22 protein-coding genes are annotated in these 23166 nt (G+C 44.8%); 17 read left to right on the forward strand and 5 right to left on the reverse strand.

The features are described 5' to 3' along the window. The first annotated feature begins 18 nt into the window (after positions 1 to 18). A complete protein-coding gene (locus tag VBY75_RS08940; RefSeq protein WP_071464068.1) occupies positions 19 to 1329 on the forward strand; it encodes an APC family permease in 1311 nt (436 codons plus the stop codon). Positions 1330 to 1355: 26 nt separating this feature from the next. Here VBY75_RS08940 and VBY75_RS08945 read toward each other — a convergent pair whose 3' ends face one another. Then, a complete protein-coding gene (locus VBY75_RS08945; RefSeq protein ID WP_126785264.1) occupies positions 1356 to 2102 on the reverse strand; it encodes a MauE/DoxX family redox-associated membrane protein in 747 nt (248 codons plus the stop codon). A 388-nt stretch (positions 2103 to 2490) separates the two neighbouring features. Between VBY75_RS08945 and VBY75_RS08950 the strand changes: the two genes are divergently transcribed. The 15 genes from VBY75_RS08950 to VBY75_RS09020 all read left to right on the forward strand — a co-directional run bounded on the left by VBY75_RS08950 (position 2491) and on the right by VBY75_RS09020 (position 19996). After that, positions 2491 to 5196, forward strand: coding sequence for a TonB-dependent receptor (locus tag VBY75_RS08950; protein ID WP_271331974.1), 2706 nt, complete (start codon positions 2491 to 2493; stop codon positions 5194 to 5196). Positions 5197 to 5265: 69 nt separating this feature from the next. Then, entirely contained in the window at positions 5266 to 5997 is a 732-nt protein-coding gene (locus VBY75_RS08955; protein ID WP_271331975.1) for a PepSY domain-containing protein, read from the forward strand. Continuing rightward, positions 5994 to 7640: a 2Fe-2S iron-sulfur cluster-binding protein gene (locus VBY75_RS08960; protein WP_271331976.1), complete on the forward strand. Its 1647-nt coding sequence runs from the start codon at positions 5994 to 5996 to the stop codon at positions 7638 to 7640. Before VBY75_RS08955 ends, VBY75_RS08960 begins: the two co-directional genes overlap by 4 nt. A gap of 659 nt (positions 7641 to 8299) precedes the next feature. Continuing rightward, positions 8300 to 9589, forward strand: a complete 1290-nt coding sequence (locus tag VBY75_RS08965) for a TolC family protein (RefSeq protein WP_228757987.1) — start codon at positions 8300 to 8302, stop codon at positions 9587 to 9589. Between the two features lies 1 nt (position 9590). Further along, on the forward strand, positions 9591 to 11117 hold the full coding sequence (locus VBY75_RS08970; RefSeq protein ID WP_416512140.1) for an efflux RND transporter periplasmic adaptor subunit: 1527 nt from the start codon (positions 9591 to 9593) through the stop codon (positions 11115 to 11117). Beyond that, positions 11110 to 14235, forward strand: coding sequence for an efflux RND transporter permease subunit (locus VBY75_RS08975; protein WP_271331978.1), 3126 nt, complete (start codon positions 11110 to 11112; stop codon positions 14233 to 14235). The genes VBY75_RS08970 and VBY75_RS08975 overlap by 8 nt, the downstream gene beginning before the upstream one ends. 99 nt (positions 14236 to 14334) lie before the next feature. After that, entirely contained in the window at positions 14335 to 14703 is a 369-nt protein-coding gene (locus VBY75_RS08980) for a hypothetical protein (RefSeq protein ID WP_034732787.1), read from the forward strand. 96 nt (positions 14704 to 14799) lie between these two features. After that, the gene (locus VBY75_RS08985; RefSeq protein ID WP_006956222.1) at positions 14800 to 15138 is read left to right on the forward strand and encodes a P-II family nitrogen regulator; all 339 of its coding nucleotides are present in this window, start codon (positions 14800 to 14802) and stop codon (positions 15136 to 15138) included. A gap of 57 nt (positions 15139 to 15195) precedes the next feature. Then, positions 15196 to 15567, forward strand: a complete 372-nt coding sequence (locus VBY75_RS08990) for a cation transporter (RefSeq protein WP_011234471.1) — start codon at positions 15196 to 15198, stop codon at positions 15565 to 15567. 27 nt (positions 15568 to 15594) lie between these two features. Next, positions 15595 to 16053 carry a hypothetical protein gene (locus VBY75_RS08995; RefSeq protein ID WP_011234470.1) on the forward strand — a complete coding sequence of 153 codons (459 nt, stop codon included), beginning with the start codon at positions 15595 to 15597 and terminating at the stop codon, positions 16051 to 16053. A 79-nt stretch (positions 16054 to 16132) separates the two neighbouring features. After that, a complete protein-coding gene (locus tag VBY75_RS09000) occupies positions 16133 to 18394 on the forward strand; it encodes a heavy metal translocating P-type ATPase (protein ID WP_011234469.1) in 2262 nt (753 codons plus the stop codon). 37 nt (positions 18395 to 18431) lie between these two features. Beyond that, entirely contained in the window at positions 18432 to 18785 is a 354-nt protein-coding gene (locus VBY75_RS09005; protein WP_011234468.1) for a cupredoxin domain-containing protein, read from the forward strand. A 214-nt stretch (positions 18786 to 18999) separates the two neighbouring features. Next, on the forward strand, positions 19000 to 19440 hold the full coding sequence (locus tag VBY75_RS09010) for a hypothetical protein (protein ID WP_271331979.1): 441 nt from the start codon (positions 19000 to 19002) through the stop codon (positions 19438 to 19440). 103 nt (positions 19441 to 19543) lie between these two features. Further along, on the forward strand, positions 19544 to 19810 hold the full coding sequence (locus VBY75_RS09015; protein ID WP_034818180.1) for a DUF5676 family membrane protein: 267 nt from the start codon (positions 19544 to 19546) through the stop codon (positions 19808 to 19810). 45 nt (positions 19811 to 19855) lie between these two features. Beyond that, a complete protein-coding gene (locus VBY75_RS09020) occupies positions 19856 to 19996 on the forward strand; it encodes a cupredoxin domain-containing protein (RefSeq protein ID WP_153849795.1) in 141 nt (46 codons plus the stop codon). A gap of 142 nt (positions 19997 to 20138) precedes the next feature. Here the strand turns inward: VBY75_RS09020 and merA are convergent, their stop codons facing one another. The 3 genes from merA to merT are packed head-to-tail and all read right to left on the reverse strand — an operon-like array spanning position 20139 to position 22261. Further along, positions 20139 to 21542 carry a mercury(II) reductase gene (gene merA / locus VBY75_RS09025; protein ID WP_034818177.1) on the reverse strand — a complete coding sequence of 468 codons (1404 nt, stop codon included), beginning with the start codon at positions 21540 to 21542 and terminating at the stop codon, positions 20139 to 20141. Between the two features lie 55 nt (positions 21543 to 21597). Beyond that, the gene (gene merP, locus VBY75_RS09030) at positions 21598 to 21897 is read right to left on the reverse strand and encodes a mercury resistance system periplasmic binding protein MerP (RefSeq protein ID WP_034818174.1); all 300 of its coding nucleotides are present in this window, start codon (positions 21895 to 21897) and stop codon (positions 21598 to 21600) included. A gap of 13 nt (positions 21898 to 21910) precedes the next feature. Then, positions 21911 to 22261 (reverse strand): mercuric ion transporter MerT, encoded by a 351-nt coding sequence (gene merT, locus VBY75_RS09035; RefSeq protein ID WP_011234881.1) that lies wholly within the window; start codon positions 22259 to 22261, stop codon positions 21911 to 21913. 74 nt (positions 22262 to 22335) lie between these two features. Here merT and merR point away from each other — a divergent pair, with 74 nt between their 5' ends. After that, positions 22336 to 22779, forward strand: coding sequence for an Hg(II)-responsive transcriptional regulator (merR, locus tag VBY75_RS09040; RefSeq protein ID WP_011234880.1), 444 nt, complete (start codon positions 22336 to 22338; stop codon positions 22777 to 22779). Positions 22780 to 22830: 51 nt separating this feature from the next. Here the strand turns inward: merR and VBY75_RS09045 are convergent, their stop codons facing one another. Next, a complete protein-coding gene (locus VBY75_RS09045; RefSeq protein WP_011234879.1) occupies positions 22831 to 23166 on the reverse strand; it encodes a YnfA family protein in 336 nt (111 codons plus the stop codon).

The following is a 23166-nucleotide window of genomic DNA, read 5'->3' on the forward strand; positions in this document are numbered from 1 at the left end:
CAATCACAGGAGCTGATTATGGCAGAACACGATCATGAACACGGACATCAGGATTATCAGAAAAGCAGCCTGAGTCTTTGGGGGGCGGTGTCGCTGGGGACTGGTGTGATGATTGGCGCTGGTATTTTTGCACTGACCGGACAAGTTGCTCAGCTGGCAAGAGAGTGGTTTGTCCTGGCGTTTGTGTGCGGCGGTATCATTGCCGGCTTTAGCGCTTACTCTTACGTTAAGTTGGCGAAAGCCTATCCGTCAGCGGGCGGTATTGCGATGTTCCTCAGTAAAGCTTATGGAAAAGGAAGTGTGACGGCGATATTCGCACTCTTGATGTACTTTTCTATGGTCATTAATGAAAGTCTAGTCGCTCGCACATTTGCGTCCTATACAAGCCAGTTAATTTCTTTTGAAGCGCAGTGGCTTATTCCGTTGTTGGCGGTTGGGTTGCTGCTCTTCGCATTTTTTATCAATATTTTGAGTAATCAGTTTATTCAAACGTTCTCGTTCTTTATGGCCTTTGTGAAGGCTTTAGGATTGGTGATTTTAGCCGCTGGTGGTTTGTGGGCTTCAGGCATTCAGTTTGAATCGATATCTGCTATTCCAGAAGAAGCTTCGGGTGGCGGTATTTTAGCGGGTATTGCTTTAAGCATACTTGCATACAAAGGGTTTACAACAATAACGAATAGTGGCGGTGAAATTGTTGAGCCTAAGAAGAACGTCGGGCGTGCCATTATTATTTCGCTGGTTATCTGCGCGCTAATATATGTGCTAGTCACCCTGGCCGTTGGTTCGAGCTTGTCGATTGATGAGATTGTGACAGCGAAAGACTATGCGCTTGCTGAAGCAGCCAGACCCGTCTACGGTGAAACTGGACTCTGGGTGACGGTTGCGTTTGCAATTGTAGCAACGGTATCAGGAGTGATTGCCAGCGCGTTTGCCGTTTCAAGAATGTTAGCCATGTTGACCAATATGAAGCTTGTTCCACACAGTCATTTTGGCATGCCAGGTTCCATTCAGAAGCATACGCTGGTTTACACCATTGTTATGGCTATGATCTTAGCGGCATTCTTCGATTTGAGTCGAATTGCGTCACTGGGCGCTATTTTTTATATCGTGATGGACATTGCGATCCACTGGGGCGTATTACGGCATCTAAGGCAAAAGGTGAATGCCAATATTTACATACTTGTCAGCGCAATCACGCTAGACGTCATCGTTTTAGTCGCTTTTATATGGGTGAAATGGACGAGCGATCCGCTGGTGATTTGGGCGTCTCTTATCGGTATGGCATTGATTGCCGCTGGTGAGATTTTGTTTTTACGTAAAAAGCGTTAAGAAAAAGAGCGCATAGCGCTCTTTTTCTAGTTCATTGTAAAAAACATCCAGACAGCCATAGCGACCATCATGAGGTTTTCAGTGAGCGAAATGAAGCCTAACGGCACATTACTGGAGCCACCGACACAGGCACATTTTAGCTCGCGTTTGTCGACATAAACGGCTTTAAACACCGATATAGAGCCTACGATGCCGATGAATAATGCGACGGGTATGGATATGACATGGGCGAATTCGGCTGCCATTAACAGACCCGCCAAGCCTTCGGCATAGGGATAAATACGGCCATAAGGCACCCATTTTTTGGCGAGAAGATCGTAATTGAGAAACATGGTAGAGAACTTCTCTACGTCCTGGAGTTTGAGCAAGGCCAGAACCACCATAGAGAAACTGATGAACCACTCGATGGTTTGTACGGTAAATACGCGACCAAAAGACAACCACGACGTGGCTACAGAGAGGAGTGCCGTCATAGTAAATAATGCAATAACGGGTCGGTAACTGGTTGCGTCAGGGTCAGGAAGAGGCTTTCCAAGAAAGGCTCGAACCTCCTCGTACCCACCGATACGTTTATCACCAATAAACACTTGTGGAGTGGTATCGACGTCGTGCTTTTCCTTGAATTTGTCGGTTTTTTGACGACTCTCTAACAGATTGTCGTCTACTTCGAAGCCATTGGCTTTAAGTAAGTGCCGGGTTTTTAGCCCAAAAGGGCACTGGTGATCAGGCGTTGACATTCTGTAAAGCGTAGCTTTTTGAGTTGACTGACTCATAGCCAAGTTCCTTACGTAAAAGTTATGTATTCATGTACGCATTATAGTCGGCAAAAGATTAAAAGCATCAATAATCAGAAGAGGGTAAAAATTCATTAAAAATGAAAAATTATTTTTATTTTGAAAAAAGTGGACAACTTTTTTTATTGCTTTTCTAGCTATCTTGAAGAGCTTATTTTAAAAGATTATTGATACATGAGGATAACTTAAAGTTGAATATACAACCTCTATAAGCTTTGCTATTAAAGGGGTTTTTATACAACTTTAATCGTTTTTAGCTTGACTAAAATCCTAAGGTTTCTATTCTGAAGGTTGTATAAACAACTTAGATGGCAGTACGAAGTCTAATCGGAAAGTAAAATAATTATAATTTAATCGAGGTGACAAAATGCAAAAGTTACTTAAGTCTGCTGTCGCTATAGGCGTATCTGCGGCACTCTTTAATACAACAACCGTTTGGGCTCAGTCAGGGCCTGGTGATACTGAAGCCGAAAACGTTGAGAAAATCACGGTGACCGGTTCGCGAATTCAGCGAATCGAAGCCGAAAGTGCTGCTCCTGTTCAGGTTTTTACGGCGGAAGATATTGAAGTATCGGGAATGACCTCGGTAGAAATGATTTTACAGAGAATGTCAGCCTCCGCTGGTTTTGCTGGCAGTCAGAGCAATGCTTATTGGACAGGTAATGGCTATGGTACCGCTCAAGTTAATTTGCGTGGACTGGGCATTAACCGAACACTTGTGCTTCTGAATGGCCGCCGTGTTGTAAATGGTGGGACCGGTGCTAATAGTTCAGTCGACTTAAATATGATACCTGTCGAAATGATCCAACGTATCGAAGTACTGAAAGACGGCGCTTCAGCGATATACGGTGCGGATGCTGTAGCAGGTGTGGTCAACATCATCACTCGTAAAAGTTATGACGGCTTTACTATAGAAGGGCGCTTGGGCTCGACAGATGACGGTGAGGGCCAAGACCGTAAAGTTAACATGATCTTTGGCGCCAGCAGCGACAAAGGTCGCATAATGGCGACTCTAGGCTACCGTTCTTCCGATGAGGTCAATATGGCTGATCAAGCCGGCTGTGCTTTGGGTGAATTAACACCAGGCCAACTGGATTGCTTCGGGAGTTCAAGTACCATTGGGGGTAGAGCAACCATATTGACGGGGCCAAATGCTGGCGAACGGATTAATTTCAGTCAAGATGCGGACGGTAACGGGGACTTTTATGAACCCTACAGCTCTGAAAAACACAACTTTGCATTTTTTCCTTACCTAAATTCGGTTAACCCAATTACAAACTGGAATTTCTCCGCTTTCGGGGATTATCAACTGTCGCCAGATACGACGGTATTTACTGAAGTTTTATACAACAATCGAACATCCGATCAATTAGCGACACCCGGAACATTAAGAGGTATTGAATTTGATGCCAGCCACCCAACAAACCCAACGGGTGAAACAATTCGACTTGAAGGTCGTCGCTTATTAGAAGGTGGACCAAGAACGTTCTTTCAAGATGTTAATACGTTCAGAACGGTCGTCGGCATGAATGGTGTTATTGGCTCAGGTTGGAACTGGGAAGTTGCTTATAACTATGGCCGTAATACAGCCATTGACGGCATGACCAATATAGTCAACATGCAGCGTCTATCTGCGGGTTTAGATCCGAATACTTGTGGCTCCAACGGCATTCCTTGTATTGACTTGCTGGGGTACGGTGACCTGTCTCAAGAAGCTTTGGACTACATTATGTTTCGGACGACTGACAACGGTGGTAATGAGCAGCGTTCATTGACAGCAAATATTTCCGGAGACTTATTCGAAATGCCTTCTGGATGGGTTCCTGTCGCTTTTGGTGTTGAACACCGTAAAGAGAAAGGTTGGCGAAACCCGGACTCATCAATTGTCGCTGGTATTATGAATACTAACCAAGCAGATCCTATTGAGGGAAGCTATACGGTCGATGAGGTGTATGGTGAAACTTCGTTACCTTTATTAGCTGACTTACCGTTGGTTCAATCTTTAAACTTAGATTTAGCATACCGTTATAGTGACTATGACACCTTTGGTAGTGATGGGAACTACAAAGCGAGTGTTCACTGGCGTGTATCTGATGCTTTGAAAGTGCGTGCGACTCAGTCAACTGCTTTTCGGATCCCGAACATACCTGAACTCTTTGGTGGTGTTGCTGAAGGAAACCTGACAACAACGGATCCGTGTGACGGATGGGATCAAGCCGGTGCTAATCCAACTGTGGCGGCAAATTGCCAAGCAGATGGTGTCCCTGCAGGGTATGAACAATTTGGTGCAACCGTGCTTACCACTGTTGGCGGGAACCCTGATTTAAAACCGGAAGACGCAGATACTTTTACTGCTGGTTTTGTATGGGATATTGGTTCGGCGGACAATTTACAATTGACGGTTGATTACTACGATATTGATATTGAGAATGCTATCCAAAGGATTCCCGGTTCAACGAAGCTGTCTGTCTGCTATAACTCAGAAAATTTATCGCACCCATTTTGCAGTCCAGAGCACTTTACGAGAGACTCTTTAACTGGCGATATTGACTTTTTGTCTGCTCAACCCACCAATGCCGCAACTGAAAATGTATCGGGTATCGATACCGCTTTATTTTATAACACCGAGCTACTGGGTTGGAAAAGTGACTTCAGTTGGAATGTCAGTTACTTAAATGAGTATACATTTGCGCCTTTTGTTGGTGCGGATGAAATTGAGTATGCCGGGTTCATCACCGGAGGCAGAGGAAGTTATACGCATTGGCGTTCAAATGCTTCGGGAACCTTTATGAAGCAGGATTGGCGCATACATTATTCAGTGCAATATATAGGGGCTGCTGACGACATTAATGCCGCTCCAGAAGATATTGGAGCCCGCGCACCGAGCGTCTTTTACCATAATGTTCAAGGCACTTATTTCATAAATTCCGATTTGAGTGTGACGGGTGGCGTTAATAATCTTTTCGACAAAGAGCCGCCTTATATTCAAAGCTGGACGGACGCAAATACTGACACTATGACTTACGACTTATTAGGTCGTCAGTTGTACTTGAAGGTACGTTACAGCTTTTGATTAGTGAACTGGCTGTCGCTTTTCCCTGGGAGTGGCAGCCTTTTTATATGAAATTTGAGGTAGGACGACATGTCGGAAAAAAAACGTTCGAGTCAATGGAGAGTCTGGCACCGCTGGTTATCTTTGGTTTTTGGCTTGCAAATGGTCATTTGGACAATAAGTGGTGCTTACATGGTGTTCTTCGACTTGGATTATATTCACGGAGATCACTTAGTTCAGGATGTTAGTCAGCCTTTACCTGAAGGTACTGAGGTATCAGATTTAGATAAGTTATTAACGCGTTATCCTGAAACTGAAAAAGCCTCACTAGAGGCTCGCGGACTAGATGGTAAGCTACAGCCAGTATACAAGTTAAAAAGTGATAAAGGTGAGTTTTTGGTTAATGCAAAATCGTTAGAGCGCATTGAAATAACTCAGCATCATATTGAAGACTTGGCCAACCGATACTACGCACAAGAGAGTGCAGACATTGAATCCGTTGTTTATATGACGGATAACCCACCAACTGAAATTAGTGAAACTTTGTTGCCAGTATGGCAAGTGAACTACGATGACTTTGGTAATACCAGCCTTTACTTGTCTGAAACAACGGGTGATTTGCTCGTAAAACGACACACTTTCTGGCGTGGTTTCGACATTGTCTGGATGCTACACATAATGGACTACGATGAACGTGTGGATATAGAAACGTGGTGGTTAAAAGCCTTTATTATCGGTACATTTATTTTAATGATAACGGGCATTGTTTTGCTCCTTTATACCATAACGTTTAAAAGAAGACCGATCGGAGGTGCCCAATGATAAGGTTTATACAATGGCTTCATCGTTGGGTGAGTTTAATTTTAGTTATTCAGGTCGCTTTGTGGCTAGTGAGTGGTTTCTTTTTCAGTATAACTGGCCATCATGGAATGTCGGGTCATCAATACATGGTCTCCGAAAACTCTAAGCCGCCTCTTAAAAAATTAGCAACTCAGGTCGACTTTACTGAAATGTACCAAAGGTTTCCATCAGCACATTTAATTGAACTGGTAAGTGTTGCTGGGGTTGGTCAGTATCAAGTGACATTGGCAGATGGAAGTGTCCTGTATTTCAACGCTAACACAAACGAAAACTGGTCTACCGGTGAGGCTTTGGCAACCCAATTAGCGCTCAGTAGCTATAATGGTCCGGGTCACGTCGAAGCGGTTGAAAGAGTCATGGGAAGCGATGAAGTGAATGGCTGGGAAGCTTCGGGGTTTCGCATTGATATTAAAGATGATCTTAATACTCGGATATACATCGATGAAGCCTCATCTCAGGTAGTGGAGCATCGCAATACACCATGGACAATAGCTGACTGGGCATTTCGTCTGCATTTTATGGATTACACTGGTGGCCGAAGCTTTAATCATTTATTGATTTGGAGTGCCGGGTTATTCGCTCTTTGGTTTTCGTTATCCGGGCTAATTCTTTTAGGCCGAAATATTACTAACGGTGACTTTAATCCAAATCGGAAAAAAACATGGCTAGAATACTTTCAACAGAAAGGGAAACCAATTGCCAGCAGCTGTGGTGGAGGTGGAACTTGTGGATTATGTAAAGTAACACTACAAGGCAGCGATATACCTAGTCCTAAAGCCGCTGAAAAAGCGTTATTGAGCGCCAATGAATTAGACGCGGGGATGCGGTTATCTTGCCAACACAGAACCTCAACAAATTATGAAGTAAAGTTACATAATGAGGGGGTTAGTGATATAGCTTTAACACTCGATTCAAAGCGTCAACTGACTCCATCCATTATGGAGCTTACCTTTGTGAGTTCAGAGCCCGTTAATTATGAAGCCGGGCAGTTTATGCAGTTTCGTATTCCACACTTAAACGAAATATTGTCACGACATTACTCTGTTGCCACGCGGCCTCACCCGACTCGATTTGTGTTTAACATAAGGCAGCTGCCATCGCCAAGCGAAGGGGTACCGCCGGGGGTGGGATCAAATCACTTATGTAATTTAGAAGCTGGCGCTCGTGTCGATGCCGTTGGGCCATTTGGAGACTTCCAACTGACAAAGCAAAACTCTCATACACAAGTCTTTATCGGGGGCGGCGCGGGTATTGCACCGTTGAGAGCGTTAATACAAAGTGAATTAGCAGCAGGCTCTCCTCGTCGCTGTATCTTTTTTTACGGCGCACGATATGAAAAAGAGCTCTGTTATAGGGATGAGTTCGAAAGAGATGAGCGGTTAAATTATATACCGGTACTTTCAGAGGTTGCTAAATCAGATGCGTGGGCCGGGCACACTGGCTTTGTGCACGAAACTGCAATGAAATGGTTAGCAGATGAAAACAAAGACACATTGGACGTTTACGTGTGTGGTCCTCCACCAATGCTGAAAGCGACGTTAGAGTCTCTTGCTGACTTTGGCGTTCCGCGAGAACAAGTAAGGTTCGATGACTTTGGTATTTAGAGCTTGAAAGCGCCTGAGTTAGCAATAAATCGGGGTGGTGATGTAGAAGTTGTATCACCACCTGGGTTGACTACCTCGTTATGGGTACTTCCTTTAATTGATTGATCTTTATCAGCCAAAAGAGATACACTCCAAGCATGTTTTTATAGTAAAGCTTCGCATGTATCGTTTAATCATTGCCCTACTGTTATTAGCAGTAACAACAATGTCATTTTCACAAACTATCAGTACGGAAAAGGCATGTATGCACGATTCTACTGAGCAAGTTTGCGATCTTGCGGGTTGCGAAGTGTCACATTCTCTTACCGATAACTGTTGCTCTGATTCAATGATGCGTCATTGTTACAGCCCGTCAATTACTGTCGTTTATTCTGAGCAATCCAGCGTTCCGCCTATTGAGAAGCTGGTTTTTAACGCTTCCTCATTCTTAGATACGAATATTAAAGAAAAGCACTCTCTCTCGCTATTTCGGCCCCCAATCTACTCTTAAAAAGTACTAAATTTCTCGACCTGGCGCGTTTATCGTCCAGGTAAAAGCACAGCTATAAGCTTTGGCTCGGTCATTGTAGTTATGATTTCGCTAGTAACCCTAGTTACGCTCTAACTCATAGCCTGGTCTGTGTTTAATTTAAAAATTTACAGTTTTTGAGAGTAACAATATGAAACTTTTAAGAGAAATGGCTTATTTAAGTGTTCTGACTGTAGTGGTGCCAAATTTTGCAAATGCGCAAGAGCCGCCTTTGAATTTGCAAGACGCAGTGAGTATCGCTGTACAAGAAGACCCTTGGCTAACAGCAAGTAAGCAAACCCAAGAGGCATTCGCGAGTGAAGCTATAGCCTCTTCCAGCTTGCCTGACCCTAAAATATCGCTCACGGCAGCCAGTTTCCCTGTTGACAGTTTTAGTTCACGACAGGAAGGAATGACCCAATTGATCGTAGGTGTTTCACAAACTTTTCCTAGAGGAAACACGCTATCGTTGTCTCGTAAGCAAAAAAATCAATTGGCCCAAAAACAACCCCTTTTGAGGGCTGATCGTATTGCTAAGGTCAAAACAACGGTAACGAAGTTGTGGTTAGATGTTTTTTTCTCTCAGCAAAGTATCCGTTTGATTGAATCCGATAGAGCGCTTTTTGAACAGTTAGTGTCGACCGCCAAGGCAAGTTATACCAGTACCGAAGGAAAAGCACGGCAGCAGGATGTTATTAGGGCCCAGCTTGAGCTCACACGACTGGATGACAGATTGACTTCATTAAGACAGAAAGAGGAGCGATTTCAAAGCAAACTGTCGGAGTGGATAGGTGCTATAGCGAAATCAAAGTTACCAGATGACGTTCCTAACCTTACGCTACAGGAAGCATTGAGTTCGCCTTCAACAATGCCTAAACAAGCCTTGTACGAATTAATAAAAGGGCACCCAGTTTTGCAAGCTACCGATCAAGACATTTCGGCGTCGGAAACTTCTGTAGAGCTTGCTCAACAAGGTTATAAACCACAATGGTCAACCAACCTTAAATATGGTCATAGAAACGATGCTCCAAGCGGTAATGACCGTGCCGACTTGTTTTCAGCCGGAGTTACGTTCGATATACCACTGTTTACTGATAACAAGCAGGATGAACAGGTGCGTTCGGCAAAGTATAAAACTGAAGCAAAAAGAACTGAAAAACTGCTGATTGCCAGACAGTTAATAGCCAATTTACGCAGTACCTTTGTACAACTGAATCGTTTGAATGAACGCGCTGCTCTTTATCGTGAAGAGCTACTTCCACAAATGTCCGCCCAGTCTGAAGCTGCATTGACAGCTTACAACAATGATGATGGCGACTTTGCAGAGGCGGTGCGTTCACAGATTGCTGAAGTTAACGCAAAAATTGATGCATTAGCGATCGCCATCAACCGCCAAAAGCTGATTGCCGAAGCAAACTACTTATTATTCTCAGGAGTTTAAAATGAAAACAGTCACTAAATCTCTTATAAGTTTAGCTGTAGGGTTTGCGGTTGGCGCTGGTGCTATTGGCTACTTAATGCAGTCAACTGCGGGCTCCGATGTTTCATCGGATAATGCCAAAAAAGAGCCGTTATATTGGGTGGCTCCGATGGATCCCAATTATCGCCGAGACAAACCAGGAAAGTCTCCAATGGGGATGGACCTTATTCCTTACTATGGCGATGATGCAGAAGAGAGTTCACCTGGTACGGTGAGAATTGATCCCGACGTTATTAATAACCTTGGGGTTACAACTGCAACCGTCACGTCCTCGAGACTCAACCTAGATATCGAAACAGTTGGCTATGTTCAGTTTGATGAGGACCGAGTATTAACAGTAAGTCCTCGTGTTGAAGGTTGGATTGAAAACCTTTTTGTAAAAGCGGTCGGTAACTCTGTTAAAGCAGGCCAACCGTTATACAGTATTTACTCACCGGAAATGGTTAATGCTCAAGAGGAGCTTGTACTAGCCTCGCAGCGAGGTAATCAGGTTCTACTAGATGCTGCTGAAGAACGCTTAAGAGCTCTGCAAGTCTCTGAATCTGAGATTAAGAAGTTAAAAGAAACTCGTAAAATTCAGAAAACAATCACGGTAAAAGCAAAGCAGTCCGGGGTATTGGATAGACTGACTGTGCGTGAAGGTGCGTTTGTAACGCCGAGTATGAATTTAATGACCATTGCTCAACTGGATAAAATTTGGGTTATTGCAGAAGTCTTTGAGCGGCAATTGAACCAGGTTGAGGTAGGCAATGACGTTCAAATGAACCTTGAGTATGCTCCAGGTAAAGAGTGGCAAGGAAAGGTTGATTATGTCTATCCGTCACTTAACCCTAAAACTCGGACGGGACAAGTTCGAATTCACTTCGACAACCCAGATGGTTTTTTAAAACCGGGCATGTTTGCGAATCTTAACATTAAGGCTGGTTTAGGCGACAAAAACTTAATCATCCCTAAAGAAGCGCTTATCCGAATGGGTGGTTCGAACCGAGTTGTACTGGCACTGGGTGATGGGAAATTTAAATCAGTTAATGTTGACGTTGGGCGGTTAGGGAGCTCGCGAGTTGAAATTTTATCGGGTCTTATGGCAGGTGATGACATCGTTACTTCAGCTCAGTTTTTGATTGATTCTGAGTCCAGTAAATCCTCTGACTTTAAGCGCATGCAACATGACACTGATGCTGATAACGAGAGCCATGGCAGTATGTCAAGTGACGCAGCAGCTCAAGCTGTCTGGGTTGAAGCAACCGTTAAAAATGTTATGCCTCAGCACTCGATGGTTACGCTGGAGCACGGTGAGATTTCTGAATGGGACTGGCCTGCAATGACGATGGACTTCGATGTTGCTTCGGATGTTGAACTTTCTCAGCTTAGCACGGGGTTATCCTTGCATGCGGAAATAACGCAAGTCGGGAAGCAACAGTACCAGCTCACATCGATTCATATTCCTGAGCAAAAACAAGTGACAGAGCAGGAGCATAACCATGATTAAGTCAGTCATTCGATGGTCAGTGAGTAACCGTTTTTTCGTTCTTCTGGCGACATTAATCCTCGTGGGTGTTGGTGCTTTTGCGGTTAAGAATACGCCCGTAGACGCACTGCCGGACTTGTCGGATGTCCAGGTGATCATTAAAACCAGCTATCCGGGTCAAGCGCCGCAGGTGGTAGAAGATCAAGTAACCTATCCATTAACAACCGCTATGCTGTCTGTCCCCGGCGCTAAAACCGTCCGTGGATATTCGTTTTTCGGCGACTCCTATGTGTATGTCATTTTTGACGAAGATACAGACGCTTACTGGGCGCGTTCGCGAGTACTGGAATATTTGTCTCAGGTTGCTCCGACACTGCCTTCTAATGCAAGACCGCAATTAGGCCCTGATGCAACAGGGGTTGGTTGGGTGTATTTGTATGCCTTGGTTGATCGTACGGGTAACCACAATTTGAGTGAGTTACGCAGTATGCAGGATTGGTTTTTAAAGTATGAACTGCAAACGGTCGAGGGGGTTTCGGAAGTTGCCGCCCTCGGCGGGATGGTAAAGCAGTACCAGGTGAAAGTGGATCCGGAGAAGCTGCGCGCATTCGATATTCCTCTTGCTCACATACAAAATGCTATCCAGCGAGGTAATCAGGAAGTGGGGGCGTCGGTGGTTGAAATGGCGGAAGCTGAGTATATGGTCCGGGCCTCAGGCTATATTGATGGTGTGTCAGACTTAGAGAGTATCCCGCTTGGCGTTGATGAAAATGGCACGCCATTATTGCTTAAAGACGTTGCTGATGTGGGTGTGGGCCCCCAAATGAGACGCGGTATCGCCGAACTCAACGGTGAGGGAGAAGCCGTGGGTGGTATTGTGGTAATGCGTTTCGGAGAAAATGCCCAAAAAACGATTGATGGCGTTAAACAAAAGTTGGAAGAATTAAAGTCTGGGCTACCAGAAGGTGTCGATATAGTCACTGTCTATGATCGTTCGGGGCTTATCTCGGATGCCGTGGAAAGTCTCTGGAAAAGTTTAATAGAAGAACTCGCTATTGTCGCGTTTATCTGTGTGATATTTCTCTTCCATGTCCGCTCCTCGCTGGTTGCCGTTATCAGCTTGCCTTTGGGTATTTTAACCGCGTTTATTGTCATGTATTGGCAAGGAATTAACGCGAATATTATGTCACTTGGAGGGATCGCAATCGCTATTGGCGCTATGCTCGATGGTGCCATCGTCATGATTGAAAATATGCATAAGCATATGGAAAAAACGCCACTGACAGCAGAGAACCGCTGGCGGGTGGTTGCCGCCTCTGCTTCAGAGGTGGGCCCTGCTCTTTTCTTTAGCTTGCTCATTATTACCGTCAGCTTTATGCCGGTATTTACCTTAGAAGCCCAGGAAGGGCGGATGTTTTCTCCGCTTGCTTTCACGAAAACTTACGCAATGGCAGCCAGTGCAGCCTTAGCGGTTACCGTTATCCCCGTGTTGATGGGATATTTTATCAGAGGAAAGGTAACACCTGAGGGGAAAAACCCGCTTAATCGGTTATTGATCGCCGGGTATAAACCGCTTTTAAAAGGCATTTTGAAATACCCCAAGACAGCAGTTGTCGGAGCGCTTGTTATCCTGGCCGTTGGTGTCTGGCCGATTGACAAAATTGGTAGTGAATTTATTCCAGATTTGGATGAGGGCGATTTGATGTATATGCCCACTACCTATCCCGGATTATCAATTGGTAAAGCAAGGGAGCTGTTGCAGCAAACCGACAAGCTCATAAAAACGGTACCGGAAGTGAAGACGGTTTTTGGCAAAATTGGTCGAGCGGATACCGCCACTGATCCGGCACCCCTAACGATGATTGAAACCTTTATTCAACTGAAACCGAAAGATCAGTGGAGAGACGGTATGACCACTGAGAAGTTGAAAAAAGAACTGGATGCGCTTGTAAAGTTTCCGGGGCTGACCAATGCGTGGGTTTACCCCATTAAAACTCGCATTGATATGCTATCGACAGGTATCAAAACGCCGGTAGGTATAAAAGTTGCCGGAGCCGATCTTAATGAAATTCAGACGATAGGGCAGCAGCTTGAAGCAATACTTGATGATGTCGATGGTACGGCTTCTGTTTATTCAGAGCGAGTGGCAGGTGGACGCTATGTCAAAGTTGACATAGAAAGAGAGCAGGCTGCACGTTATGGCTTGAACATTGAGGATGTGCAGCAGGTCGTTGCCACGGCTATTGGTGGAATGAATGTTTCAGAGACCATTGAAGGGCTTGAACGTTACCCAATAAACTTGCGCTACCCTCAAGATTACCGTGATTCGCCGGAAGAATTAAAGAAGCTACCTTTAGTTACGCCAAACGGGCAGCGTATTAGTTTGGCGGATGTGGCTGATGTCTACGTTGAACTTGGACCGCCGGCAATTAAAAGCGAAAACGCAAGACTTAATGGCTGGACTTTTGTCGACATTGAGGGAGTTGATGTCGGCACTTATGTTGAAAAAGCAATGAAGGTTGTAGAACAAGAACTCGAGTTGCCAGCAGGGTATTCAGTTACCTGGTCCGGGCAGTACGAATATATGGAAAGGGCAAAGGAAAAACTGACTTACGTGATTCCGTTAACGCTCGCGATTATTATCGTTCTTTTATATATGAACTTTCGAAACGCTACAGAAATAGCCATTATATTGGGAACTTTGCCTCTCGCATTGGTGGGGTCAATCTGGCTAATGTATCTTTTAGATTATAATTTCTCAGTTGCTGTAGCGGTTGGTTTTATAGCTCTAGCAGGTGTCACTGTAGAAATAGGAATACTAATGCTGACTTACCTAAACCAGTCCTATAATGAATATGAAAAAAGTCAGTTAGAGCATGGTAAAGCATTAACGAAAGACGGTCTCTCTCTTGCCGTAATGGAAGGGGCTGGACTTCGTGTTCGCCCCGTCATGATGACGGCCGTTTCTACAATTGCTGGTTTATTGCCTATAATGTTTAGTACAGGGACTGGGGCTGAGGTGGTTAGTAGAATAGCGGCGCCAATGGTTGGAGGAATGATCAGCGCTGTTATCTTAACCTTGCTCGTATTACCTGCTGTTTACTATTTGTGGCGAAAGAAAGACGTTAAGGTTAGATGATACCTTACTCTGTAAATATCACCTGCGCACCTTTGATCTCGATCAATGATGTGCAGGTGGTAGTATGCTAATTTATAGCATGGCAATAGGAGCGCACATATGTTTCAAGCAAAATTTTTAGTTGTGCTTATGTTAGGAATAGTGATACAGCTATCCTTCCCAGCCGCTCCTGCTTATAACAATGCTTCCAATGTACAGCACGAAAAAAGTGTTAGCCATATGGATGTTAGCAACGAAAGCAAAGATAACTTTCATTGCGATGAAAGTGAGCAATCTATCATTGACGACTGCTATTGCTGCGTAGTTGATAAATGCTCTATGGATGAAGAGTGTAACTCTGCGAACTCACCTCTAGTATTTATTCAATTCGACACTTCGATAAACTCTCCTAGCAACTTGCCACATCCCGTGTCTTATAAAGGTGATGTGAAGCAAATACTCTTCGATATTTACTACCCTCCGAAATAGCACTACTAAATTACAACTCTAGATTTTCTCGAAATTTAAGTAACTAGGCTAAACACAGTCCATAAGCTATATGCTTTAGGGCTTTTAGGGGGGTATATGAACCTATCTAAAATTACCGCTATTTTTGATCAACTTCGACAAGACTCAGTGGAAGAGGCTCTCATCGGCCGTGGCGTTAGCGGCTTTACGCTGTTTCCTGTGCGAGGACGGGGTTACTACTTCGATAGCTATAACGATGATCACTTAGTTGATCACGTACAGCTTGAAGTTTATGTGAACAGTGATGATGCGCGTGATGTTGCCCTCTTGGTAGTTGAAGCGGCCCATACTGGGGTATCTAACGAGGGATTAGTTTCTATCTCGCCAATCGATGAATTGTTCTGGGTTCACGATAAACGAGCAGCCACTAATAAAGAGCTTTCGTTACAAAGTTAACACCGAGCAAATGTTGCCTGAAACGTATTGGTAGTTTTAATTAACAGGACAGTATTGATGTCAAATAACGATCATAGAGCAGGAGTGCGGGGAATTAACTTAGTAAACCGCACTTTAAAGCTAAACGCAGAGAGTGTGAAAGAAGTTCGCAAAGCTATCAAAGAAATTGACTTGTTGGTTGGTCTCGATAGCGTTGCCTATGACTCTGAGCGTAACTTGTTATTGGTAGCTTATGATGCCTCTAAAGTGGATCTCAATGTTATAGAGGAAAAGCTCAGGAAGTTTGGTGTTGAAATAAATAGTGGGTGGTGGACTCATCTGAAAGAAGAGTACTACAAGTTTATTGACCAAAATATTAAAGATAATTCGGAACATACACCGTGGAGTTGTCATAGAAGTCCGCCAGTTAACAAAAGCAAACGAAAGTAACGATTAATTATAGGTAAGGAGTAAAAAATGCAAATAGAAACAATCAAAGATGTGCTGAGTTGGACCGTTGATTTCCACAAAAACCTGAAGGAGTGTGTTACTCACTGCTCTAAACAAAACCAAGATGAACGAGCTCGGATGATTCTAAACTACGTGTCGGGTCATGAGGCTAGCTTAGAGCGAATGGTCGAAGGTTTTTTGAGTACAGCAAACCGAAATGCATTAGACACTTGGTGTTATGACTATATTGGGAAACATCCCATCGTTGAGCATGGACACTGTGATTCGCCTTTTAAAGAGTTAGATACTGATCACATTATGGAGAACATTGTAAACCATCATGAGCAAGTCATTGAGTTGTATGAACACCTATATTCCCGTGTTGATATAGACAGCGCAAAAGAGCTGTTAGAAACAGTAAAAAACGTTGAAGAAAATGAAATTAAACGAATGGTGCAAACTGCGAACCGATTTTCGGATATGTAGTTAGTGAAAATTTTATCGTTGGTACTTTGTGGGAAAGAGCCCTGATTTGGTTAATTTTCCATAAATAAGGAGCACTTGTATGGGTGTGAAAACTGAGGACGTTAGTAGTAGTTCCATTGAGGAACTCATTATCGAGGGAGCCGGTTGCGCGAGTTGTGTTGGCAAAATCGAGAGTGCATTAAAGTCTGTATCCGGTGTGGAAAATGCAGAGATGAACTTTGCGCAGCGAACAGTCAGTGTGACAGGAACAGCAAGTCCGAGCGCTTTAGTGAAAGCAGTAGAGAGGGCGGGGTATAGCGCTAAAGTAGCCACGTCCGAAAGTGACGGTGATGCGTTGGCAGAAAAAGAGCAAGCCGACTGGGCTTATTACAAGCGGCTGATGCGGGAGATGACCGTTGCGCTGTCGTTAGGTGTACCTCTCATGATTTATAGCCTTTTTGTTGGTGAAATGACGGTGACCACTGCCACAGAGCGTGTGACATGGTTAGTCGTAGGTATTCTAACGTTAGGTGTACTTTACTTTTCGGGCAAACACTTCTTCGTCGGTGCCTGGCAATCTTTGAAAAATCATTCCGCTAATATGGATACGCTGATCGCACTTGGTACTGGTACCGCCTGGTTGTATTCCATGGTGGTTGTATTGGTTCCGCACCTGGTTCCGGAAATGGCGCGTCACGTATACTTTGAAGCGACCGCAATGATTATCGGTTTGATCAATTTGGGGCTGGCACTTGAACTGAAAGCTCGTGGGCGCACGTCCGAAGCCATAAAACGTCTCATTGGTTTGCAGGCGAAAACCGCAAGGGTGATTCGTGACGATAAACAATTGGATATCGCTATCGAAGACGTACTCGAGGAGGACGTAGTACGTGTTCGTCCCGGAGAAAAAATCCCTGTTGATGGAAAAGTTATAGAGGGAAGTACCACCGTTGATGAATCTATGCTAACGGGTGAACCCATGCCCGTGGAAAAATCAGTTGGTGATGACGTTGTGGCGGGCACGATAAATAAAAGTGGTTCCTTTTTGTTTCAAGCGACAAGAGTCGGAAAAGATACAGCACTTGCTCAAATTATTAACATGGTGAAACGGGCGCAAAACTCTAAGCCCCCAATCGGTCGTCTTGCCGATATTATTTCAGCTTACTTTGTGCCAGTCGTTATGATTATCGCTGTTATCAGTGCTCTAGCTTGGCTTAACTTTGGGCCTGAGCCGGCACTGGCCTTTGCTGTGGTATCAGCGACCACTGTCTTGATTATTGCTTGCCCTTGCGCATTAGGCCTGGCGACGCCTATGTCGGTAATGGTGGGTGTAGGAAAAGCCGCAGAGGCAGGTGTGCTGATTCGCAATGGCGAAGCATTGCAAACAGCGTCGAAAGTATCGGCTATGATCCTGGATAAAACGGGCACCATTACACTTGGTTCTCCTAAAGTCACCGACGTATTAGTAGCGAGTGAGTACGATGAGCAAACCGTACTGCAACTTGCAGCGACACTTGAGTCTGGCTCTGAACATCCGCTAGCACAGGCGATAGTTGAGTCAGCCAGGGAAAGAGGGATTAAGACAAGTAAGGTCTCGAACTTCAACGCCATCGCTGGTCATGGCGTGGAGGCAGAAGTTGACGGGAAGTCCCTCCTTTTCGGTAATGAAAAGCTGTTGCGTGAACGTCAAGTTGAGCTCGGTAACTTTGTTGAAAAAGCCCAAGGCTTAGCTGCTGAAGCTAAGACGCCTATGTACTTTGCCGTTGATAATGAGTTAGCTGCAATTATTGCAGTTGCCGACCCGATAAAAGACGACTCCGTAGCCGCCATTAAACGTTTGCAAGATAACGGTGTGCGAGTAGTGATGCTTACTGGTGATAATCGCGCGACAGCAGAAGCAGTTGCTGAAAAAGTAGGAATTAAAGAATTTTTCGCTGAAGTTCTGCCGGAAGAAAAATCAAAAAAGGTTCAGGAGCTGCAGATGGAAGGCGAAATCGTTGGCATGACGGGAGATGGTATTAATGATGCGCCAGCACTAGCTATTGCCAATGTAGGCTTCGCGATTGGCACGGGAACGGACGTCGCTATTGAAAGTGCTGATATTACATTGATGCGCGGGTCGTTGCACGGGCTTGCCGATGCGGTCGCGGTGAGCAAGGCCACACTGAGCAACATTAAACAAAACTTATTTGGTGCTTTTATTTACAACGTAGCAGGTATTCCTTTTGCCGCAGGCGTTCTGTATCCATTTTTTGGAATGCTGTTGAGTCCGGTTATTGCAGGTGCAGCAATGGCTTTTTCTTCGCTTACGGTAGTGAGCAACGCTAACCGGTTACGCTTTTTCAAAGCCAAGAAACATTAATGCACCTTTTAACATTGGCGCATTCAGGAGAATAAATATGTTATTTATTAATATTGCTGGTATCGCTCTGATCGCACTGATCGTCTGGTGGTTTTGGCTTTACACGCCCAAGCAGATGAAGCTGGGAGAAGGTGATTGGGTGATTGCCGTCGAAAACGGCACCTACTCGCCTTCGAGAATAAACGTACCTGAAGGTAAGCCGGTTGAACTCAGGTTTCTGCGGAAGGATCAATCGCCTTGCTCTGAAACTCTGCTTATCCCTGACCTGGAAATCAGTGAAACGTTGCCTTTTAACAAATTAAAGCCAATTCAAATACCAGCACTGGAACCCGGAGAGTATGACTTTCATTGCCAGATGCAAATGTATCGGGGAAAAATCGTTGCTGGTTAAATGGCTTAAAACGTCCAGGTCACAATGAGAATTTTAAAAGTTTTCCGCTAGATTCAATGAAATTCAATTTCATCGAAGGCATTGAAGGATTCGGCAATAAATATCGCCGTTATATGAGGTCTACGTCAGCGTGGGCTCCAAGATTTAACGATAGTGAAACAAAGTAAAATTAATGAGACCAATACAATTTGGTCATAGTCAAGAGGGTAATAAAATGAAAAAAGTACTTTCAGCTTTAACTATCACAGCTTTAATGGCCTCTCCTGTCTTTGCTGATGCACAGCATAAACATGGTGATGATAAAACAGGTTCAATGAGTGGAATGATGCACCATGAAAAAATGACATCAATGCATGAGCACATGCAGGAAATGCGCGATGCTATGAAAGAAATAAAAAGCGAATCTGACCCCAAGAAGCGTAAAGAACTCATGCAAAAACATATGAAGTCAATGCAGAAGGGCATGCAAATGATGAACCATGGGATGGATAAAGGCATGAACAAAGGAGAACATAAAAAGGGAGACAAAGCAGAGCAAATGGGCAAAGAGAATATGATGAATAAAATGAAAATGATGGAGCATCGAATGGATATGATGCAAAAGATGATGGAGCAAATGATGGAACACCAGAGTGAAGAAAAAAAGGAAATGTAGTAGAGATTAAGCTCTCCGTTGGAAATGCCGCTACTTGCAGTGTGCAAGTAGCGGTACTTTTTCAATATATCTAATTTACAACGGTATTTTTAAGGAGGAAGTTATGAAACTTAATGCAAAGAAATTTGGCTTAGCAGCTGGCGGTGCTTTCGCAGTTTTATGGGGAGTTTGTAGCTTGCTAGTGCTTATTATGCCCTCTAGCATGATGGCTTTAACAGAAGGCATGGTTCACGGAAAACTCTCTGGTTTCGAGTGGCATTTGAGTTTTAGTGGATTTGTTACGGGATTATTCGGGTGGTCCTTGGGAGCTATGATTACTGGCTGGCTAATTGTAACGTTATATAATAAACAAATGAAAACGGCTAAATGAGATTGTTGTCAAACTGGAAGCCTTTAAATCTGTTGCTCTGAAACTTTGCTTATTCCTGATCTGGGGATCAGCGATACTTTACCGACCAATAAGTTAAAGTTGATCGAATTGCCAGTATTAAAGACCGGAGAATACGATTTTCATTGTCAGATGCAAAGGTATCTAGGAAAACTTATTGTCAAATAAGTGAGACAAATAAGAGCTAATATGAATGAAAAAAAAGTGCTTATAACAACTATTATCACTCCTGAACTAGCTTAACCTATCACCAACCAGCAGCTAAACCCGAAATATTGGTAACTGTCCAGTGAAGTTAAGCTAGGTTATCTCACCCAGCGCAGCAAGATAATTGGCTAACATCTTTAGTAAACGTTTGAGCGCATAATTTTAAGCCTTCTACCATCGTAAGGTATGGGAAGAGCTCATCAGCCAACTCATTGACTGTCATTCCTGCTCTTATCGCCATTACAGCAGCTTGAATCAACTCACCAGCTTCTCCTGCGACGACTTGAACACCGAGCAGCCGGCCGCTGCCACTTTCTGCGACAATTTTTATAAACCCTTGGGTATCGAAGTTAACCAATGCCCGTGGGACATTTTCAAGGCCCAACGTGCGGCTTTCGGTGACGTAACCACCAGTTTTAGCATCAGCTTCTGATAAACCCACCGTGGCGACTTGTGGATCAGTAAAGATAACCTCGGGCATGGCACTGAGATCAAGATGCGCATCACCGCCCGTCATGTTAATAGCGGCTCGGCTGCCGCCTGCGGCGGCGACATAGACAAACTTCGGCTGATTCGTACAGTCGCCTGCCGCATATACTCTTGAGTTAGAGGTTTGCATGCGATCGTTAATCGTTATGGCACCGCGCTCGGTTTGTACGGCGATGGTTTCTAAATCGAGGTTTTCCGTATTGGGCGTGCGGCCTGTGGCCACGAGCAGTTGTTCTGCTTTTAATGTTCCGGCATTGGTTTTGAGAATGAAGTGTTGTCCGTCGTAACGCACTTCGCTGGCTTCTGTATGCTCAAGCACATTGATGCCTTCGTGATAAAAAACAGTGGCTATTGCCTCACCAATGGCAGGCTCGTCTTGGGATAACACCCGACTGCGAGCCAAAACAGTAACTTCACTACCGAGACGCGCGAAGGCCTGTGCTAATTCAAGAGCAACGACCGAGGCTCCAATAATAGCGAGGCGCTTAGGAATGTTACTTAGCCCTAATGCGCTTGTCGAAGTAAGGTAAGGGGTTTCAGCTAAGCCGGGGATGGGTGGTTGTGCGGGTCGGGCCCCGGTGCCGATAAAAGCACGGTCAAAGTGAACCGTTTGCTCACCGCCATCGCAAAGTGATACGGAAAGAGTTTCATCGTTTATAAAGCGGGCTTCGCCGTTAATAACGGTAATGGCGGAATTCTCTCTAAGAATACTCTGGTATTTGGATTCACGGAGTTCTTCTACCCGAGCCTGTTGTTGCTCGAGGAGAGCTGATCGATTTACCTTAAGAGTATGGGTACTTAAGCCTTTATCAAAAGGGCTTTCTCGCCGCAGTTGGGCGATATGAGCCGCTCGGATCATGATTTTAGACGGGACACAGCCAATATTGACACAAGTTCCGCCAATAGTACCTCTCTCAATGAGCGTCACTCGGGCACCTCCCTCGGTCGCTTTGAGTGCCGCAGCCATCGCACTGCCGCCGCTACCAATGACAGCAATGTGTAAATTGTTATTACTCATAACGGTTACTCCTTGGTCTTTCAGTTTTACAGCAGCTATAAGGCATTGTGATGTTTCATGACTGATTTTTTGGTGCCGTTGCTTTCAGTGTTGATGGGTATCCTGCATTTGTCGTTGCTTCAGTGAGCTGCTTAACTGACGTTTTTTCGTCGTCGAATGTCACGGTTGCATCCCGCTCTTCAAAACGGACATCGACGGCGCTCACACCTGCAACTTGGCCAAGTGCAGCTTTGACAGTAATTGGGCAGGTGACGCATGTCATACCGGGTACTGATAGCGTAACCGTTTTCTCAACCGCCAATGCGGGCATGCTAAACAGTAAAAATAAAATGGTTGTTATCATTGTTTTTTTCATCGTGTATTGCCTCCTAGTAAAACAAAGGAACAACATAGGGGTAAGCCAATGCTGTTAAAGTAAGCACCGCAACGAGCCAAAACATCACTTTGTAGCTCTTACGAGCATTTGGCGTTGCGCAGGTGTTATCAGGGTTGCAGTCATCAGCACGCCGGTATATTCGACGCCAGGCAAAGAATATGGCAATCAATGCAATGGTAATAAAAATGGGTCGATAAGGCTCAAGTGCTGTGAGGCTCCCAATCCAGGCCCCGGATACACCGAGTGCAAGTAATATGAGGGGACCCAGACAACACGCAGATGCCAGAGTCGCTGCGATCCCTCCCGCGAGAAGAGAGCCCCGACCAGATTTTGAATTTGACATAAGAGTAACTCCTTCGGGCATTTTGCTTTAATGTGTTAATCTTAAACCCGTACCTCACTACGGAAGCAATAGCTATGTTAAAAAAACGCAACGTAATGACAATTGGCACGCTGGCCAAAACAGCCGGCGTGGGCGTGGAAACGGTGCGCTATTATCAGCGCCGAGGGCTAATGAGCGAGCCGGAAAAGCCGTATGGGGGGATCCGACATTACGATGAACAAGCGCTTGCTCGGCTTCATTTTATTCGCGCGTCTCAATGGCTTGGATTTAGTCTGGATGAAATTGGTGAGCTATTAACTCTGCAAGATGGCGCTCATTGCGATGAGGCACGGGAGCTTGGGGAGCAAAAGCTCACCAGTGTTCGTCGAAAGATATCGCACTTACAGCAAATTGAACGAGCGTTGAATGAGCTGGTGCAAAAATGCAGCGCCGGACACGGAGATGTCTATTGTCCACTGATGGCCTCGCTTAATGACGGGGTTGAGGACGCTACCACGGACAAACATAAGGTGCGTTAGTCTGTGTAGTAAAACTTTTGAGCGGAGTTCTTTAACTGAATTGCTTTATAGCTAACGCCAGCCATACACAAGAATCCCCATACCGGTTAGCACAAACGCCGTGCCAATCAGGTCGAAATTGGATAGTGGCGATTTATCGACAATTCGCAGCCAGACTATGGCAGTTAACACGTAAATACCACCATAAGCTGCGTAGACCCGCCCGCTTTCCGCCGGATGAAGTGTTAACAAGTAAGCAAATAAGGCTAAGCTCACTGCCGCCGGAATGAGCAACCAAACCGAATGGCCCTCTTTGAGCCATAGGTAGGGTAAATAGCATCCGACAATTTCAGCAATTGCGGTGGCAATAAATAAGCCCAATGTTTTCATTAAAAATAATGCACTCAT

The sequence above is a fragment of the Idiomarina sp. HB genome (assembly GCF_048059115.1).
Classification (GTDB): Bacteria; Pseudomonadota; Gammaproteobacteria; order Enterobacterales; family Alteromonadaceae; genus Idiomarina; species Idiomarina abyssalis.